Source organism: Phycicoccus flavus, from assembly GCF_004025965.2.
GTDB lineage: Bacteria > Actinomycetota > Actinomycetes > Actinomycetales > Dermatophilaceae > Phycicoccus > Phycicoccus flavus.
This window is the reverse complement of record NZ_SAYU02000002.1, coordinates 37,898-53,677: the sequence shown is the minus strand read 5'-3', so window position 1 is coordinate 53,677 and position 15,780 is coordinate 37,898. Positions and strand designations below refer to the sequence as shown.

13 protein-coding genes are annotated in these 15,780 nt (G+C 75.2%); 7 read left to right on the top strand and 6 right to left on the bottom strand.

The genetic code is table 11. The features are described 5' to 3' along the window. Positions 1 to 45: 45 nt before the first annotated feature. Positions 46 to 954: an ABC transporter ATP-binding protein gene (locus tag EPD83_RS01375; RefSeq protein ID WP_128365103.1), complete on the top strand. Its 909-nt coding sequence runs from the start codon at positions 46 to 48 to the stop codon at positions 952 to 954. After that, the gene (locus EPD83_RS01370; RefSeq protein WP_128365105.1) at positions 951 to 2,567 is read left to right on the top strand and encodes an ABC transporter permease; all 1,617 of its coding nucleotides are present in this window, start codon (positions 951 to 953) and stop codon (positions 2,565 to 2,567) included. The genes EPD83_RS01375 and EPD83_RS01370 overlap by 4 nt, the downstream gene beginning before the upstream one ends. Before the next feature lie 13 nt (positions 2,568 to 2,580). Here EPD83_RS01370 and EPD83_RS01365 read toward each other — a convergent pair whose 3' ends face one another. The 4 genes from EPD83_RS01365 to trpS all read right to left on the bottom strand — a co-directional run bounded on the left by EPD83_RS01365 (position 2,581) and on the right by trpS (position 7,259). Further along, complete coding sequence (locus EPD83_RS01365; protein ID WP_128365107.1) at positions 2,581 to 4,278, bottom strand: DUF3352 domain-containing protein; 1,698 nt, start codon at positions 4,276 to 4,278, stop codon at positions 2,581 to 2,583. Positions 4,279 to 4,422: 144 nt separating this feature from the next. Further along, entirely contained in the window at positions 4,423 to 5,502 is a 1,080-nt protein-coding gene (locus EPD83_RS01360) for a mannose-1-phosphate guanylyltransferase (RefSeq protein ID WP_128365108.1), read from the bottom strand. 190 nt (positions 5,503 to 5,692) lie between these two features. Beyond that, complete coding sequence (locus EPD83_RS01355) at positions 5,693 to 6,217, bottom strand: 2'-5' RNA ligase family protein (protein WP_128365110.1); 525 nt, start codon at positions 6,215 to 6,217, stop codon at positions 5,693 to 5,695. Between the two features lie 13 nt (positions 6,218 to 6,230). After that, positions 6,231 to 7,259, bottom strand: a complete 1,029-nt coding sequence (gene trpS, locus EPD83_RS01350) for a tryptophan--tRNA ligase (protein ID WP_407676007.1) — start codon at positions 7,257 to 7,259, stop codon at positions 6,231 to 6,233. Positions 7,260 to 7,300: 41 nt separating this feature from the next. Between trpS and galK the strand changes: the two genes are divergently transcribed. Beyond that, on the top strand, positions 7,301 to 8,458 hold the full coding sequence (gene galK / locus EPD83_RS01345; RefSeq protein WP_128365113.1) for a galactokinase: 1,158 nt from the start codon (positions 7,301 to 7,303) through the stop codon (positions 8,456 to 8,458). Between the two features lie 159 nt (positions 8,459 to 8,617). Here the strand turns inward: galK and EPD83_RS01340 are convergent, their stop codons facing one another. Together EPD83_RS01340 and cysD are read right to left on the bottom strand one after the other, a co-directional pair. After that, positions 8,618 to 9,859, bottom strand: coding sequence for a sulfate adenylyltransferase subunit 1 (locus EPD83_RS01340; RefSeq protein WP_128365114.1), 1,242 nt, complete (start codon positions 9,857 to 9,859; stop codon positions 8,618 to 8,620). After that, on the bottom strand, positions 9,859 to 10,806 hold the full coding sequence (cysD, locus tag EPD83_RS01335; RefSeq protein WP_128365116.1) for a sulfate adenylyltransferase subunit CysD: 948 nt from the start codon (positions 10,804 to 10,806) through the stop codon (positions 9,859 to 9,861). Before cysD ends, EPD83_RS01340 begins: the two co-directional genes overlap by 1 nt. Positions 10,807 to 10,876: 70 nt before the next feature. Here cysD and cysC point away from each other — a divergent pair, with 70 nt between their 5' ends. From cysC to EPD83_RS01315, 4 genes are all read left to right on the top strand, one after another. Further along, the gene (cysC, locus tag EPD83_RS20310; protein ID WP_205859368.1) at positions 10,877 to 12,007 is read left to right on the top strand and encodes an adenylyl-sulfate kinase; all 1,131 of its coding nucleotides are present in this window, start codon (positions 10,877 to 10,879) and stop codon (positions 12,005 to 12,007) included. Then, entirely contained in the window at positions 11,997 to 13,016 is a 1,020-nt protein-coding gene (locus EPD83_RS01325; RefSeq protein WP_128365117.1) for a sulfite exporter TauE/SafE family protein, read from the top strand. The genes cysC and EPD83_RS01325 overlap by 11 nt, the downstream gene beginning before the upstream one ends. After that, positions 13,013 to 13,777, top strand: coding sequence for a 3'(2'),5'-bisphosphate nucleotidase CysQ (locus tag EPD83_RS01320; protein WP_128365119.1), 765 nt, complete (start codon positions 13,013 to 13,015; stop codon positions 13,775 to 13,777). Before EPD83_RS01325 ends, EPD83_RS01320 begins: the two co-directional genes overlap by 4 nt. A gap of 156 nt (positions 13,778 to 13,933) precedes the next feature. Further along, a complete protein-coding gene (locus EPD83_RS01315; protein ID WP_235950279.1) occupies positions 13,934 to 15,727 on the top strand; it encodes a polysaccharide biosynthesis protein in 1,794 nt (597 codons plus the stop codon). Positions 15,728 to 15,780: the final 53 nt, after the last annotated feature.

The following is a 15,780-nucleotide window of genomic DNA, read 5'->3' as shown; positions in this document are numbered from 1 at the left end:
ATTACAACATTCACAAATCTGTGAAGCCGGAGTAGCCTCCTCGCCGTGAGCGACGCGATCACCGTCCGCGACCTGCGCAAGACCTTCGGCGCCACCGTCGCGCTCGACGGCCTCGACCTCACCGTGGCCGAGGGCGAGGTGCACGGCTTCCTCGGCCCGAACGGCGCCGGCAAGTCGACGACGCTGCGCGCCCTGCTCGGGCTGCTGCGCCCCGACGCGGGCACGACGACGGTCCTCGGCCACGACCCGTGGGGCGACGCCACCGCGCTGCACCGCCTCCTCGCCTACGTCCCCGGCGACGTCGTGCTGTGGCCGACGCTGTCCGGCGGCGAGACCATCGACCTGCTGGGCCGGCTCCGCGGCGGGATGGACGAGGACCGGCGGCGCCGGCTCGTCGAGCGCTTCGACCTCGACGAGCGGAAGAAGGGCAAGGCGTACAGCAAGGGCAACCGGCAGAAGGTCGCGCTCGTGGCCGCTCTCGCCGCGGACGTCCCGCTGCTCGTCCTCGACGAGCCGACCGCGGGCCTGGACCCCCTCATGGAGCAGGTGTTCCAGGAGGAGCTGGACGCCGCCCGGGCCGCCGGCCGCACCGTCCTGCTCTCCAGCCACATCCTCAGCGAGGTCGAGCGGGCCTGCGACCGGGTGAGCATCGTGCGCTCCGGCCGGGTCGTCGACTCCGGCAGCCTCGAGGACCTGCGCCGGCTGACCCGCACCCGCGTGCGCGCCACGCTCGAGCGGGCGCCGTCGGCCGCGGAGGTCACCGGCTGGCCCGGTGTCGCCGACGTCGTCCTCGAGGGCGACCACCTCTCCTGCGCCGTCGACGCCGCGCACCTCGGCGACCTCGTCGGCGAGCTGTCGCGGCGCGGCGTCGGCGGGCTCACCGTCCAGCCGCCGACCCTCGAGGAGCTCTTCCTCGCCCGGTACGAGCCCGACGGAGCCGGGGCCGTCCGGTGAGCGAGGTCGCGCGCCTGCGGGGGCTCACCGGCACCGGCGAGCTGCTGCGGCTGGCCTGGCGCCGCGACCGGGTGCTCGTGCCGGTGAGCGTGGCCGGGCTCGTCGTGCTGGCGGTCGGCTCGGCCCGGGCCACCCTGGCCGTCTACCCCGACGACGCCGCGGCCGCCGGCGCCCTGGCCGACCTCGTCGCCAACCCGGCCGTCGTCGCCCTCTACGGCCCGCTGGGCTCGCAGACCGCCGACGCCCTCGCCGTCTTCAAGACCGTGCTCATGGGCGCGCTGCTCACCTCGGTGCTCGCGGTCGTCGTCGTCCGCCGGCACACCCGCAGCGAGGAGGACGAGGGCCGTCTCGAGCTGCTCGGGGCCGGGGTCGTCGGCCGTCAGGCCCCCCTGGCGGCCGCGCTGGTCCTCGCGGTCGGCGCCGTCCTCGCCGCGAGCGCGCTGGCGGGCGCCGGGCTGGCGGCCGTGGGCCTGGACCCCCGCGGCTCGCTGGCGTTCGGCGTCTCCTGGGCCACCGCGGGCCTGGCCGGCACGGGGGTCGCGGCCCTCGCCGTGCAGGTCGCCTCGACCACCCGCGGCGCCGGTGGCCTCGCCTTCGGGGCGCTCGGCGCGGGGTACCTGCTGCGGGCGGCCGGCGACGCGGTGCCGGTCACCTCGGCCGCGCACGCCCTCGGGTGGCTGTCGCCGCTCGGCTGGGCGGGCCGGGTCGAGCCCTACGGCGCCGACCGCGTCGCGCTGCTGCTGCCCGGGGTGGCCGTCCTCGTCGCCGGTGCCGTCGCGGCGGTGGCCGTCCTGGCCCGGCGCGACCTGGGCGGCGGACTGCTGCCGGCACGCCGCGGTCCCCGCCGGGCGGGCGCGCTGCTCTCCGGTCCCCTCGGGCTCGTCGTGCGCCTCGCGACGGGCACCGTCACCGGCTGGGTGCTCGGCCTGCTCGTGGCCGGCGCGGTCGTCGGCTCCCTCCTCGGCAGCGTCGGGGACCTCACCGAGAACCGCGAGGTCCAGCGGGTGCTCGAGCAGCTGGGCGGCAGCGCGGGCGGGGTCGAGGACATCTACCTCGCGACCGAGACGAAGTTCGCGGGGTTCGCGGCCGCCGTGGCCGGCATCGGGCTGGTCCTGCGGCTCGCGGCGGCCGAGCGCTCGGGGCTCGCGGAGGCGGTCCTCGCCACGCCGACCGCCCGCGGCCGCTGGTACGGCGCACACGTGGCCGCGGGGGTCGTCCTGCCCGCGCTGCTCATGGCCGTGCTCGGCTCCGTCGTCGGCGTCGTCGGGCCGCGCTCCAGCGACGCCGCGCCGGGGTTCGGGCCCACCCTCGGTGCCGCCCTGGCCGTCCTCCCGGCGGTCTGGGTGCTCGTCGCCGTCGGAGCCGTCCTCGCCGGGTCGTCGGCCCGGCTCGCGCCGGCGACGTGGGGGGTGGCGCTCGTCGCGTTCGTCGTCGGCGAGCTCGGGCCGACGATGGGCCTGCCGTCCGGGCTCGTCGACGCCTCGCCGTTCGCGCACCTGTCCCAGCTGCCGGGGGGCACCTTCGCCGCGCTGGAGGCCGCCGTCCTCGTCGCGCTGGCGGCGGCGCTCGTCGGTGCCGGCGCCGTGGCCTACCGGCGCCGGGACGTGGCCTGACCCGCTCGCCGGCTCAGTCGGTCATGGCCCGGACCGTCGTGCGCAGCACGTCGTCGTCCTCGACCCACGAGGAGATCCCGACCGCCGACAGCGGCTCGAGGTTCTTCGCGGCCTCCTCGTCGTCCTCCGCCGCGAGGTTGACGAGCCAGTTGTCCGCGCCGTCGAGGTCGAGGTAGAAGACGAAGACGGCCTCGTCGGCGTGCGGGACGACCTTGGTGAACCGGTCCTCGTCGCCGAGCCCGCCACCGGCCGCGACCGCCTTGCGGTACGCCCCGTTCGGGCCCACGACGACGCGGTCCTCGCCGGCCCGGGTGGTCGCGAGGACCTTCTCGGCGGAGGGGTCGAGGGAGGCCAGCTTCCCGAGGACCCGCTCGATCTCGGCCGGCTCGCCGGTGAACGTCGCGGCGGCCGGGACCTTCATCGGGTCGCCCCGGCCGGAGAACAGCCTCGGGTCGACGTCGCCGCCGAGGGAGACGACGACGCCCTTCCCGAGCAGTGCGTCGAGGTCGCCCGGCAGCGACAGGCCGGTCTGCTCGCCGAGGGCGTCGTAGAACGCCTGGGCGTCGATCTCGCCGCCGCTCTGCTGGGCGATGGAGTCGGCCAGCTCGGCCGACCAGCCCTCGCCCGTGCTCAGGCCCACCGCGGCCAGGGTGTCGTCGGGGAGGTCGGACATCGCGTCGCCGAGCCCCGTGCCCACGACCGCGCCGGCGCCGGGCTCCATCCCGGTGGCGATGGACATCTCCAGGCCGCCGTCCGCGAACCGCAGCGTGGCCGCCCCGCCCTGAAAGGTGTCGAACTGCTCGCCGGCGGCGCCCAGCCGGGCCACCTGCGGGTCGGAGCCGATCTTGCGCAGGAGCGCGGTCGCCTTCTGTCCGGGCTTGGGCGCCGCCCACAGCGTGAGCACGCCCTGGTCGCCGATGCTGTCCATCCACGAGGTGAAGCCCGGGGAGTCGGCCAGCGTCGTGCCGGACGCCGCGGCGTCCGCCACCGCCCGCGCGGACTTCTCGGTCCTCCCGACGTAGGCCCAGCCGTCGCGGACGACCCAGGTCGGCTTCACGCCGTCGACGGACGTCGCGTCGCCGGTGGTGTCGCAGGCCTTGAGCGTGAGCAGGCCGGCCGGGGCGGCGGCGGGGTCGGTGACCTGGACGACCCCGACGGGCACGACGTCGTCGTCGAGGGCGACGCCCGCGAACGCCGCCCGCTGCCCGAGCCACGGCGTGACGTCCTTCGCGGCGTCGAAGTTCGCGCAGTCCTCGGTGTCGAAGAAGGTGTCCCAGAACCCGCCGGACAGCTCGCCGTCGTCCTCGAGGCCGGCCTCGGAGAAGGCGGGGAACTTGTTGAGGGTCCGGAACGCCTCGATCTTCTGCCCCGCCGCGGGGTCGAGGTCGACGGCGGCGTAGAAGAACGTCGAGGCGGGCAGGGCCACGGCCGGGCGGTCGCCGCCACCGCCGAGCGCCGACCACGCCCACACGCCGGCGCCGCCCAGCGCCAGCGCGGCGGCCACGCCACCGCCGACGAGGCCGTAGACGAGCCCGCGCCCGCCCTGGCCCCCGGTGGTCTCGACGACGGTCGGCTCGGTCCCGGGGGCGCCGGGGACCGGCTCCGACGGTGCGGCCGCGGCGGGCTCGTCCGGCGTCTGCGGGAACGAGGACCAGGGTCCCGGACCGCCGGGCCAGCGTGGCGGCTCGGACGGCGGCAGCATCGAGGACATGTGGACTCCCCCGGGAGGACGGGCGCCGGCACGGCGCGGCGACGTGGTGCTCGCGAGCCGTCGGCCCGCGCTGTCGGGACGCACGGTAGTCCCGGACGGTTCCGGCGCGCGGGCGAACCGGACAAGGACGGGCCGTTCGGGGCCTCAGACCAGGTCCGTGCGCCCGCCGGCCCGGAGCTCGTCGACGACCCGCTTGACGTCCTGGGCCCGGGCCCGCGTCGTGACGAGCACGGCGTCCGGGGTGTCGACGACGACGACGTCCTCGAGCCCGACGACGGCCACCCGCCGCCCGCCCGCCGCGACGACGAGCCCCCCGGCGTCGACCGCGGTGACGTCCGCGGGGTCGCCGACGACGGTGACCGGCCCGCCGGAGTCCGGCAACAGCGGGGCGAGGCTCGCGAAGTCGCCGACGTCGTCCCAGCCGAAGGGCGCCGGGACGACGACGACGCACCCGTCCTGCGCGGCGGGCTCGGCGACGGCGTGGTCGATGGCGATCTTCTCCAGGTCCGGCCACAGCGCGTCCAGCCGGGCGGGGTCGGCGGCGATGGCGCGCAGGCCGTCGGCGAGGTCCGGGTGCCACCGGTGCAGGAGGTCCAGGAGCACGGTGGCCCGCACGACGAACATCCCCGCGTTCCAGCGGTAGCCGCCGGCCTCGAGGTAGGCGGCGGCCCGGGCGGCGTCCGGCTTCTCGACGAACTCCAGCGCGTGACGCGCGGTGGCGGCGCCGGTGAGCGGATCCCCCGCGCGGATGTACCCGAAGCCGGTGGCGGGATGGGTCGGCTCGACGCCGAGGGTCACGAGGTGGCCCTCGCGCGCGACCTCGACCGCCTCGCGGACCGCGGTGTGGAAGGCGCCGGTGTCGGGGATGACGTGGTCGGCGGCGAACGAGCCGACGACGGCGCCGGCGTCCTCGCGCTCGACGACGGCCGCGGCCAGGCCGATGGCGGCCATCGAGTCGCGCGGCGCCGGCTCGGCGAGCACCCGGGCGGGGTCGAGGCCGGGCAGCTGCTCGCGGACGGCGGCGGCGTGCGCGGCCCCGGTGACGACGACGACCCGCCCGCCGGTGAGCGGCTCGAGCCGGTCGACCGTGGCCTGGAGCAGGGTGCGCCCGCTGCCGGTGAGGTCGAGGAGGAACTTCGGCCGTCCGGCCCGGCTCAGCGGCCACAGACGCGTCCCCGCACCCCCGGCCGGCACGACGGCCCAGAACCCCTCGACGTCAGGCATGGGGGCGAGGGTAGCCCGTCACCCGACCCCCCACCGCCCACCCCGGGGCTGGTGACATTTCGGGGTCACCCCGAAATGTCACTCAGCCCCCGGTTACGAAGCCCGCCGGCGCGGACGAACCGGGGTGTCGCGCCCTGCGACGGGCGAACCCGGGGCCCACGCCCTCCGCCACCGGGGTCGTCGTCGACGGTCAGGCGCGGGCGTCGCCGGTGAGGGGGAAGGACTCGACGACGCGCCAGACGCCGTCGGCGTCGTGGTGGTAGAGCTCGACCGACCCGACGGTGAACTCGCACCGGAACTGCGCGAGGTCGGCGAAGGCGCGGTCCAGCTCGTCGTCGCCGAGGTGGTGGGCGACCGTGACGTGCGGGTGGTACGGGAAGTCCAGCGTGCGCTGGACCGGCCCGGAGCGCACCGCCGACTCGAGCAGCTCGCACGCGGCGATGCCGCTGCTCACCTGGACGAAGACGACCGGCGAGACGGGCCGGAAGGTACCGGTGCCGCCGAGCACCATCGTGAAGGGCCCGACGCCGGAGCAGACGCCCCGCAGGTGCTCGGTGAACGCCTCGATCTCGTGCGGCTCGACGGCGGTGGGGGGCAGCAGCGTGACGTGCGGCGGGATGGCGCCGGCCATCGGGTCGCCGAACTCCTCCCGGGCGGCCTGCAGCTCGGCGCCCCAGGGCTCGGGGACGGTGACGGCGACGCCGTGGATCGGCATGGGCGGCGGTCCCTCAGCGCCCGGCCGCCGGCAGCAGGCCGACGGCGTCGCGCACCCTCGTCATCGTCGCCCCCGCGACGACGGCGGCCCGCTCGGCCCCGTCCGCGAGGTACCGGTCGAGCTCCGCGGGGTCGGAGAGCAGCTCGTCCATCCGGGAGCGGAACGGCTCGACGGCGGCGAGGACGACCTCGGCGACGGCCTTCTTGAGGTCGCCGTACCCGCGGCCCGCGAACTCGGCCTCGAGGTCGGCGACCTCGGTCCCGGACAGCACGCTGTGGATGGCGAGGAGGTTGGAGACGCCGGCCTTCTCCTGCGGGTCGAAGCGCACCTCGGAGCCGGTGTCGGTGACGGCGGACATGATCTTCTTGCGCAGCCGGTTCGGCTCGTCGCTCAGCAGCAGCAGGCCCTTGTCCGGGGAGTTCGTGCCCGACATCTTCGCCGTCGGGTCGGTGAGCTCCATGATCTTCGCCGACTCCTTGAGGATGTACGGCTCGGGCACGGTGAGGGTCTCGCCGAAGCGGGCGTTGAACCGCTCGGCGAGGTCGCGGGTGATCTCCAGGTGCTGACGCTGGTCCTCGCCCACCGGCACGTACGCGGCGTCGTACATGAGGATGTCGGCGGCCATGAGCATCGGGTAGGTGAACAGCCCGACGTTGGCGTTCTGGCCCTTGGCGACCTTGTCCTTGAACTGCGTCATCCGGCTGGCCTCGCCGAAGGAGGTGAGGCAGGACATCAGCCACCCGAGCTCGGCGTGGGCGGTGACGTGGCTCTGGCAGAAGACGGCGCTGCGGGTGGGGTCGACGCCGGCGGCGATGAACTGCGCCGCGGTGACGCGGGTGCGGTGCCGCAGCACCTCGGGGTCGGTGGGGACGGTGAGCGCGTGGAGGTCGGCGACGAAGTAGTACGCGTCGAAGTCGTCCTGCAGGCCCACCCAGTTGACGAGCGCCCCGAGGTAGTTGCCGAGGTGGAGCGAGTCGCTCGTCGGCTGCATCCCCGAGAGGATGCGGGGGCGTGCGCCATCGGAGGGGGTGGGGGTGGGCATGGCCCCCATTGTGCCTGAGCGCCGTCCCTAGACTCACCCGCATGACGAGCCCCTCCGCGACCCACCGTGACGCGTTCGGCGCGGACCCGGACGGGGTGTGGTCCGCTCCCGGGCGGGTGAACCTCATCGGCGAGCACACCGACTACAACGCCGGGCTCGTCCTGCCGATCGCGTTGCGGCAGCGCACGGTCGCGGCGGTCACGGTCCGCGACGACGACCTGCTGCGGCTGCACTCGGTGCAGGCCGGCGAGACCGTGGAGGTGCCGCTGGGCGAGGTCGGGCCCGGGCGTCCGCAGGGCTGGACGGCCTACGTCGCGGGGGTGCTGTGGGCCCTGCGCGAGGCGGGGCACGCGGTGCGCGGGATGGACGTGACGGTCGACTCCGACGTGCCGCTCGGGGCGGGGCTGTCGAGCTCGGCGGCGCTGGAGTGCGCGGTGGGCGCCGCGGCGAGCGACCTGTTCGACCTCGGGCTGCTGGACGACGACGCGGCCCGGGCGCGGCTCGCCGACGCGTGCGTGCGCGCCGAGAACGAGGTCGCCGGCGCGGCGACCGGCGGCATGGACCAGTCCGCGGCGCTGCTCTGCCGCGAGGGGTCGGCGCTGCTGCTGGACTGCCGCGACGGCGCCACCGAGCACGTGCCGTTCGACCTCGCCGCCGCCGGTCACGTCCTGCTCGTCACCGACACCCGGGCCGCGCACGCCCTCAACGACGGGCAGTACGAGAAGCGCCGCCGGGCGTGCGAGCGGGCCGCCGCCGAGCTGGGCGTCGACACGCTGCGCGACGTGCCCGCCGACGGGCTGGAGGAGGCGCTCGCCCGGCTCTCCGACGACGAGCTGCGGCGGCGCGCCCGGCACGTCGTCACCGAGATCGCCCGGGTGCGCCAGGCCGTGACGGCGCTGCGGGACGGGGACCTCGCCGAGGTCGGGCGGCTGTTCGCGGCCTCGCACGCCTCGCTGCGCGACGACTACGAGGTCTCGTGCGAGGAGCTCGACGTCTCGGTCGAGGCCGCGACCGGTGCCGGGGCGCTCGGCGCGCGGATGACCGGGGGCGGGTTCGGCGGCTCGTCGATCGCGCTGCTGCCCGAGGACGCCGTCGACGACGCCGTGGCCGCCGTCCGCGCCGCCTTCGCCGCCCGGGGCTGGGACGAGCCGCGCTGCTTCGCCGTCACCCCCGGACCCCCCGCCGCCCGCGACGCCTGACCCCACGCGGCACGACCGCCCTCGGGCCGGCCGCGTGGCTGCTCGTGCGACGAGGGGTCGCGACGCGCCGTACCGCGGGCGGGAGGTACAGCGCGTCGTGGCTCCTCGTCCGCCCGAGCAGCGCGTCGTGACTTCTCGTCGGCCCGAGCAGCGCCGCCGTCAGTTGACGATGCCGGCGCCCACCGTGCTGCCGGTGGCCTCGTCGATGAGGATGAACGAGCCGGTGACCCGGTTGTGCTCGTAGGGGTCGGTGAGCAGCTGCTGGGTGGTGCGCAGCCGGACCCGGCCGATCTCGTTGAGACCGAGCTCCTGGGTGTCGCCGTCGCGGTGCAGGGTGTTGATGTCCAGCCGGTACTGCACGTCCTTGACCATCGCCCGGGCCGAGCGGGTCGTGTGCTTGATGGCCAGCTTCTGCCGCGGCCGCAGGGGCTCGCGGGTCATCCAGCAGACCATGGCGTCGACGTCCTGGCTCTGCTGCGGGGCGTTGCGCACCCGGCAGATCATGTCGCCGCGCGAGACGTCGAGGTCGTCCTCGAGCCGGACGACGACCGACATCGGCGGGAACGCGGCCTCGACCTCCCGGTCGTACAGGTCGATGCCCGCGATGCGCGAGGTCAGCCCGCTCGGGAGGACCATGACCTCGTCGCCGGGGCGCATGACGCCGCTGGCCACCTGGCCGGCGTACCCGCGGTAGTCGTGGTGCTCGTCGGACTTGGGCCGCACCACGTACTGCACCGGGAAGCGGACGTCGCGCAGGTCGCGGTCGGAGGCGATGTGGACGTTCTCGAGGTGGTGCAGCAGCGACGAGCCCTCGTACCAGGGCATGTGCTCCGAGCGGGTCACGACGTTGTCGCCCTGGAGCGCCGAGATCGGGATGACGGCGAGGTCGGGCACGTTGAGGCGCTGGGTGAAGGCGGCGAACTCGGACCGGATGGCCTCGAAGACGCCCTCGTCGTAGTCGACGAGGTCCATCTTGTTGACGGCCAGGACCAGGTGCGGGACCCGCAGCAGCGACAGGATGACGGCGTGCCGGCGAGACTGCTCGGTGAGGCCCTGCCGGGCGTCGACGAGCACGAGCCCGAGGTCGGCGGTCGAGGCGCCGGTGACCATGTTGCGGGTGTACTGCACGTGCCCCGGGGTGTCGGCGATGATGAACTTCCGCCGCGGGGTCGCGAAGTAGCGGTACGCGACGTCGATGGTGATGCCCTGCTCCCGCTCGGAGCGCAGGCCGTCCGTGAGTAGCGCGAGGTCGGTGTAGTCGTAGCCCTTGGTCCGCGAGGTGGCCTCGACGGCCTCCAGCTGGTCCTCGAAGATGGCCTTGGAGTCCAGCAGCAGGCGGCCGATCAACGTGGACTTGCCGTCGTCGACCGAGCCGGCGGTGGCGAAACGCAGCAGGTCCATCAGAAGTACCCCTCCTTCTTGCGGTCCTCCATCGCGGCCTCCGAGAAGCGGTCATCGCCACGGGTGGCGCCGCGCTCGGTGAGCCGGGCGACGGAGATCTCGTCGACGATCTCCTGGAACGTGCCCGCCGTGCTCTCGACGCACCCGGTGAGGGTGAGGTCGCCGACGGTGCGGAAGCGGACGGTGCGCTCGGCGGCGGTCTCGCCCTCGCGCAGCGGGTTGAACCCGCTCTCGGTGAGCAGCATGCCGTCGCGCTCGAACACCCGGCGCCGGTGGCTGAAGTAGATCGAGGGGATCTCGACGTCCTCGCGAGCGATGTAGTGCCAGATGTCGAGCTCGGTCCAGTTGGACAGCGGGAAGATCCGCATGTGCTCGCCCTCGTGGAGCCGCCCGTTGTAGAGCGACCACAGCTCGGGGCGCTGGTTCTTGGGGTCCCACTGGCCGAACTCGTCGCGGTGGCTGTAGACGCGCTCCTTGGCGCGGGCCTTCTCCTCGTCACGCCGGCCGCCGCCGAACGCCGCGGTGAACCCGCCCTCCTCGATGGCCGCGAGCAGGGTGCCGATCTGCAGCCGGTTGCGGCTCGTGCGCCCGTCGTCGACGACGACACCGTCGGCGATGGCCTGCTCGACCGAGGCGACGACGAGCCGCACGCCCAGCCGGTCGACCCAGCTGTCGCGGCAGGCGAGGACCTCGGGGAAGTCGTAGCCGGTGTCGACCTGGAGCACGGGGAAGGGGATGCGGGCCGGGTAGAACGCCTTCTCCGCGAGGCGCAGCATGACGATGGAGTCCTTGCCGCCGCTGAACATCAGGACGGGCTTCTCGAACTCCGCGACGACCTCGCGGAAGATGTGGATGGACTCGGCCTCGAGCTCGTCGAGCTGCGAGAGCCGGTAGTCGCTGTGGGTCGGCACGGGCCACCTCTCATCACCGGATGTTCGGATAAACATAACGTTCGCTGATCGCCCGACGGACGGGCGCCCGGGTCGTGGCCGGTACGGCCAGGGCACACTATCCGACGTGACCGACCCGGCCCCGAGCGTCAGCCCGCCCCGCGAGGACCTCGACGACCTCGACGTCCTGCGCCGCGGGCTGTACGGCGAGGGCGCCGCCCCGCGCCCGCTGCGGCTGCCCGACGACGTGCGCGAGGCGGCCCTGGCGGCCGGCGCCCTCGTCGTCGTCGACCCCGAGGGCGCCCCCGTCGTCCGGCTCGAGGACCTGGAGCCGCACGGCGAGGACGGCGTGACCGGCACCCCCCGCTGGCTCGCCGAGCCGCCGCCGCGGCCGTTCCAGGACCGGCACCTCGCCGGCCCGGAGGACCTCGGCGACACGCACGTCGTCCTCGTGGGGTCCGCCGCCGACGTGCCCGCCGACGTCCCGTCCGGCACCGTCCTCCTCGTCCTGGCCTCGACGTCGCTCGACGGCGCGACCGCCGGCACCGACGCCGTCCGCGCGGCGACCGCCGCCGCGGACCCCGCCGGTGCGCGCGTCCTCGTCGTCCCCGTGCCCGACGACGCCGGCCGCCGTGCGCGGCTGCTCACCACCCTCGGTCTCGACCCCGGCCTCGCCCCGGCACCGGCCCCGGCGACGGCGTCGACCGCCCCGACGACGGGCGTCGTCCTCCTGCTCACCGGGCTGTCCGGCTCGGGCAAGTCGACGATCGCCCGCAGCGTCGCCACCCGCCTCGTCGAGGCGGGCACCCCGGTGACGCTGCTCGACGGCGACGTCGTCCGGCGGCACCTCACCGCCGGGCTGGGGTTCTCGGCCGCGGACCGCCGCACCAACGTCCGCCGCATCGGCTGGGTCGCCGCCGAGGTCGCCCACCACGGCGGCATCGCCGTCTGCAGCCCCATCGCCCCCGAGGACGCCGTCCGCCGCGACGTCGCCGCCATGGCCGCCGCCCGGGGCGCCCGCTTCGTCCTCGTCCACGTCGCGACCCCGCTCGCGGAGTGCGAGCGCCGCGACCGCAAGGGCCTCTACGCCCGCGCGCGCCGCGGCGAGATCCCCGACTTCACCGGCATCTCCGCGCCCTACGACGTGCCCGAGCACCCCGACCTGCGGATCGACACGACCGGCCGCGACGTCGAGCGGTGCGCGGACGAGGTCCTCGCGCTGCTCGCGCCCGCCGGCGAGGCCCCGGATGCCCGCTGAGCTGCTCTCGAGCGCCGCGCTCGCCGTCCTCGTCGTCAGCTTCCTCGTCGGGATCGTCGTCGGCCTCACCGGCATGGGCGGCGGCGCGCTCATGACGCCGGCGCTGGTCTTCCTCGGCATCCCGCCGAGCGCCGCCGTGGCCAACGACCTCGTGGCCGCCGCGGTCAACAAGTCGGTCGGCGCCGCCGTGCACGCCCGCACGGGGTCACCCGACTGGCGGCTGGCCAGGCTGCTCGTGATCGGGTCGGTGCCGTTCGCCTTCGCCGGCGCCTTCCTCATCCGGCTGCTCGGCAGCCCGGAGCAGCAGGAGGCCCTGCTCAAGGTGCTCATCGGCGTCGCGCTGCTCCTCGCCGCCTCGACCTACACGATGCGCGTCTACGGCTCCTCGTTCCTCGGCTGGGGCCGCGGCAGCGGCGAGGCCACCCGGGGCCGGACGGTGCCGACCGTCGTCGTCGGGGCCGTCGGGGGACTCCTCGTCGGGCTGACCAGCGTCGGGTCGGGCTCGATCATCATGGTCGCCCTCCTCCTGCTGCACCCCGGGCTCGCCGCCCGCCGGCTCGTCGGCACCGACCTCGTGCAGGCCGTCCCGCTCGTCCTGGCCGCCGCCGTCGGGCACGTCATCACCTCGGGCGTCGACTGGGCCGTGCTCGTCCCCCTCGTCGTCGGCGGCACGCCCGGGACGTTCCTCGGGTCGCGGCTCGCGGCCTGGGTGCCGGGGTCGGCGATCCGGCGGGGCATCGTCATCGTCCTCACCCTCACCGGCATCACCCTGCTCGGCGTCCCGCCGATGGTCGTCGGGGCGGTGGGCGCCGGGCTGCTCGTGCTCGGACCGCTGGCCTGGGCGCTGCTGCGGCGGGCGCACGGGCTCCCCGCCTTCGGCCGGGACGACACCGACGACGAGCCGGACGACGACCACGACCACGACCATGACCACGACGGACGTGACCGCGCGCCGGGACCGTCCGGCCCCACCGCGCCCGCCGTCCCCGACGAGAGGACCCCCCGGTGAGCCGTCCCGACGCCGACGACCACGAGGTGGCCGCCGCCGTCGCGCAGGAGGCCGGCCGCGTCCTGCTCGCCCTGCGCGCGGACCGACCCGACCTCGACGGGCGCGACCTCAAGGACGCCGGCGACCGCGCCGCCCACGTCCACATCCTCGACCTGCTCGCCCGGCTGCGGCCCGAGGACGCCGTGCTCAGCGAGGAGGGCGCCGACGACCACCGCCGCCTCGACGCCCGGCGGGTGTGGATCGTCGACCCCCTCGACGGCACGCGCGAGTTCAGCGAGCGCCCGCGCGACGACTGGGCCGTCCACGTCGCCCTGTGGGAGGACGGCGCCCTCGCCGCCGGCGCCGTCGCACTGCCCGCCCGCGACGTCGTCCACCGGATGGACCGGCCGGTGCCGCTGCCGCCCCGGCCGGACGAGGACGGTCCGGTGCGCCTGGCCGTGAGCCGCAGCCGACCGCCCGACTTCGTCGTCGCCCTGGCCGCGCTGCTCGGCGCCGAGCTCGTGCCGATGGGCTCGGCCGGGGTCAAGGCGATGGCCGTGCTCGACGGCACGGTGGACGCCTACGTCCACGGCGGCGGGCAGTACGAGTGGGACTCCGCGGCGCCGGTGGCCGTCGCCCTCGGGCACGGTCTGGCCCCCACCCGGCTCGACGGCTCGCCGCTGGTATACAACCGCCCGGACCCGTGGCTGCCCGACCTGGTCCTGGCCCGCCCGGAGGTGCTGGCGGAGGTCCGCTCGGCCCTCGAGGAGACGACCGCCTGAGAACCACCCGGCCGCGGGGTCCCCCGGGCCGCAACGGACTTCCGGTACCCTCGCCTCGGCGTGCGCCGGGCCCCACCGGGGGTCCGAGGCCCGGCCCGAGCGGCGGGCCACGGCCACGACGGACGGAGGACGGCGATGACACCGAGGGTGCGTGCGGTGCTCTCCCGGATCCGCTGGAGCCTCCTCGACGCGCTCATCTGGGTCCTCGCCCTCGCGCTGGCGACGGTCCTGCGCCTCGACTTCGTCCTCCCCGACCACGTCCTCCAGAGCCTCGCCACGGCCGCCGCCGTGGCCGGCGGCCTGCAGCTGGTCGGCGGGTGGGTCTTCGGGCCCTACGGCATCAACCACGAGCTCGGCTCCTTCGAGGAGACCGGCGAGCTCGCCCGCACCACCCTGGGCGTCGGGGTCGTCCTCGGCGCCGTCGGGCTGTTCACCCAGCTGGTCCCGCTGCCCCGCAGCGTGCCGGTGACCGCGACCCTCGTCGCGCTCATCTCGATGTTCGCCGTCCGGTTCGTGCTCCGCTCGCGCAAGACGCGCCGGCAGCGCCTCGAGGGGGACGTCCGGCGGGCCCTCGTCGTCGGCGCGGGGTCCGGCGGCCGGGTCCTCGTCGAGAGCCTGGCCCGCGACCCGGCGAGCGGGCTGCACGCCGTGGCCCTCGTCGACGACGACCCGTCCAAGCAGCGCCTGCGGATCGCCGGGACCCGGGTGCGCGGGCGGGTCGCGGACATCGCGCAGCTCGCGAAGCGCTACGAGGCGAACACCGTCATCATCGCCATCCCCAGCGCGGACGCCGAGACCGTCCGCTCCATCAACTCCATCGCCACCGAGGCCAACCTCTCGGTCCTCGTCCTGCCCCCGGTGCGCCAGCTGTTCGGGCAGGCGCCGACCGCCTCCGACCTGCACGACCTCGACGTCGCGGACCTCCTCGGCCGCAAGCCCGTCGACCTCGACATGGCCGCCATCTCCGAGTACCTCTCCGGCCGCCGCGTCCTCGTCACCGGCGCCGGCGGCTCCATCGGGGCCGAGCTCTGCCGGCAGATCTCGCGCTTCTTCCCCGCCGAGCTGTTCATGCTCGACCGGGACGAGTCCGGCCTGCACGGGACGCAGATGTCCATCGAGGGGCACGCCCTCCTGGACTCGGAGTCCCTCGTCCTGTGCGACATCCGCGACGCCGACGGCCTGCACGAGGCCTTCCGCCGCACCCGCCCCGAGATCGTCTTCCACGCCGCCGCCCTCAAGCACCTCACCCTGCTGGAGCGGCACCCGGCCGAGGCCATGAAGACCAACGTCATCGGCACCCAGAACGTCATCGACGCCGCCCGCGCCGTCGGCGTCACCACCTTCGTCAACATCTCCACGGACAAGGCCGCGAACCCCTCGTGCGTCCTCGGCTACTCCAAGCGGGTCGCCGAGCGGCTCACGGCCGCCGCCGACGCGCTCGAGCCGACCTCGCGGTACGTCAGCGTCCGGTTCGGCAACGTCCTCGGGTCGCGCGGGTCGGTCGTCGTCGGCTTCACCGAGCAGATCCGCAAGGGCGGGCCCGTCACGGTCACCCACCCCGACGTCGAGCGCTACTTCATGCTCATCCCCGAGGCCTGCCAGCTCGTCCTCCAGGCCGGCTCCATCGGCGGCGGCGGGGAGGTCATGGTCCTCGACATGGGGCAGCCGGTGAAGATCGTCGACGTCGCGCGGACGATGATCCAGCTCTCCGGGCGGCCCGAGATCGAGATCGTCTACACCGGGCTGCGACCGGGCGAGAAGCTCACCGAGGAGCTCTTCATGACGAGCGACGAGATCTCCCGCTCGACCCACCCCCTCATCTCCCAGGTCTTCGTCCCCGGCCTGCCCGAGGACGAGCGGGACGGGATGCCGGGACTCGACGAGCCGGGGCCGGCCCTGGGCTGGATGGTCCGCGCCGCGCAGGAGGGCCGCGCCCGCCACCCCGCCTGAGCCGCCCCCGGGACCCCCGGAGGCCGGGGACGGCACCCGCGCCCGCGCGGTCG